The 2,415-nt window shown below is 75.4% G+C and carries 2 protein-coding genes; both read right to left on the bottom strand.

Going from position 1 to position 2,415, the window contains the following annotated elements; all coding sequences use genetic code 11:
- Positions 1–151: 151 nt before the first annotated feature.
- Positions 152–1,024, bottom strand: coding sequence for an FCD domain-containing protein (locus tag ABZ641_RS33250; RefSeq protein ID WP_344623255.1), 873 nt, complete (start codon positions 1,022–1,024; stop codon positions 152–154).
- Between the two features lie 204 nt (positions 1,025–1,228).
- Positions 1,229–2,218, bottom strand: a complete 990-nt coding sequence (locus ABZ641_RS33255) for a hypothetical protein (protein WP_359987928.1) — start codon at positions 2,216–2,218, stop codon at positions 1,229–1,231.
- Between the last annotated feature and the right edge of the window lie 197 nt (positions 2,219–2,415).

Genomic DNA, 2,415 nt, shown 5'->3' on the forward strand with positions numbered 1-2,415 from the left:
GTCGGTGCGGCCGTGCGGGCACCGGGCGGTGCAGGTCGGTGCGGCCGTGCGGGCACCGGGTGGTGCGGGTTGGTGCGGCCGTGCGGGCTTCGGGTGGCGCGGGCTTCGGGTGCGCGGGGTGCGGCCTCGGATCCTGGTCCGGACGCTCCGCTCAGTGCTCGCGCGGGGCCGGGACGGCGTGCTCGATGTCGGGATGGACGGTGAGCAGCGCCCGAACGGCCGTCTCCGCGGCGGTGCCGTCGCCCGTGCCGAGGGCGTCGACCAGGCGGACGTGCAGGCTGATCGCTGCGTCCGAGGGGCGCTCGCAGGTGGAGCCGGGGCCGCCCGACACCTGCAGGGCGCAGGAGACGATGCCGGAGAGGTGCTCCAGCATGCGGTTCCCGGCCATCTGCAGCACCAGGTTGTGGAGCTCGGCGTCGGCCCGGCCGTAGCCGAGGCCGTCGCCCTGGGTGGCGGCGTGGCCCATGATCTCGGTCAGCTCGACCAGCCGGTGCTGGACGTCCTCCCGGCCGTGGCCGGCGGCGAGGCGGGCGGCCAGCGGCTCGATCGCCCAGCGCAGCTCGAACAGCTCGCGGCGCTGCTCGTCGCGCTGCGGGCCGAAGGCGCGCCACTCGATGATGTCCGGGTCGAGGAGGTTCCAGTCGGCGACCGGGCGGACCCGGGTGCCGACGTTCGGCCGGGCGCTGACCAGGCCCTTGGCCTCCAGCACGCGCAGCGATTCGCGGACGACGGTGCGCGAGACCTCGAACCGCTGGCCGATCTCCTCCGGGACGAGAGGGCGGTCGGCGCCGAGGTCGCCGGAGACGATCATCTGGCCGAGCTGCTGGACCAGCTGGCCGTGCAGGCCGCGACCGCGGCTGCTGGTGGTCTTGCGGCCGACCCGGCCGAGCTCGGACTCGGCGCCCTCCCAGCGGGGTGCGGGCGGGACGGGCCGTTCGGCGTAGGGGAAGCGGTCGATCTCGGCGGCGGCGATGCTGTCGGCCGTACGGGCGGTGGTCATGGCGGGGTGCGCAAGGGTACTCACACGTCCTTTGTCGGCGATCGCCCCACCCGGCTTGAGGATTCTCGTGAAAAGCACACGAAAGGGTGATCGCCTGCGGCTGGATCATTGACTTCTTATCAGGCAGACCGTCCTCTTTCGATCACTCGGACGCCAGTTCCGGTCATGGCCCGGCGGCGGACGGGCGGCCGTCGCCGAGCCCCTTCCCGCGGCTCACGGCGTCCGTTCTCACAGCTCACGGCGCCGGAGCTGGAGCGCGACCGCCGCCGCCAGCCCCAGGGCGGGCGGCACCAGCAGCAGCGCGAGCAGCAACGGGAGCGGCAGGTGCAGGACCTCGGCCACCGCGCGGCCGTCGCGGACGCGCAACCTCTCCAGCCCGTCGTGCAACGGCAGCAAGGTCTTCAGCGTCGGCAGGGGCCGTAGCAGCCGCAGGCCGGGAAGGATCTGCAGCCCTTGGACGACGGCCGGGCCGCCGAACCCGTCCACCCCGCCCCCGGACCGGCGCAGCAGCAGGCCGGCGAACAGCTCCCCCGGTACGGCGACCGCTGCCACCAGCACCAACCCCGCGGCGGCCTGCCGCACCAGGGAGGTCGCGACCAGGCCGGCCCACCCCGCCAGCACCACCACCGCGGCGAACACCCCGAACGGCCGGCCGACCGCCGCCAGGGCGGTCTCCCAGCCCCGGGCGGTCCCCCACGCCGGGGAAGCCGTCCACGCCGGGGCGACGACGGTCTCCTGGTGTGCGGCCGGAGCGGGGGTCGCACCCGGGAGGAGTGCGCCGGCGTCCACGCCGGCGGGCAGGGCGAGCCACAGCACCGCGGTGTTCACCAGGACGGTGACGGCGGTGAGCAGGAGGCCGGCCCCCCCGATCGCCGTCAGCTTGGCGAGGATCAGCGCCACCCGGCGCGACAGTGCGACCCGGGAGGCCGGCAAGCCCGGGTGTCCGACCTCGTGGGCGTAGGAGAGCGCGCCGAGCAGGCAGACGCCGAGAGCGGCGACCGGCAGCGGCACCAGCGGGACGACGGCGGCGACCGCCTGCAGCCCGGCCGCCGCCGACAGCGGGCCCGGAGCCTGCTGCCGGGCCGCCACTGCGGCCACCGCCGCGCCCACGGACAGCACGGCGGCCGCGATCAGCCAGGTCGAGCGCAGTCCGCGCAGCCGCCTGACCTCGTACGACAGGGCGTGGAACGGCAGGACGTGGAACGGCAGCGCGCTCACGGGGCCTCACTCCGGTGGTGGTCTCCGTCGGACACCGGACGGGCGGACTCGTCCGGGGCCGGGTGCGGGTGGGCTGTGGGGGCTGTGGGGGCTGTGGGGGCTGTGGGGGCTGTGGGGGCTGTGGGGGCTGTGGGGGCTGTGGGGGCTGTGGGGGCTGTGGGGAAGTGGGTGGTGTAGGGGAGGAGTGGGGGGGATGA

This window comes from Kitasatospora sp. NPDC007106 (assembly GCF_040634455.1).
In the GTDB taxonomy this organism is placed as follows: Bacteria; Actinomycetota; Actinomycetes; order Streptomycetales; family Streptomycetaceae; genus Kitasatospora; species Kitasatospora arboriphila.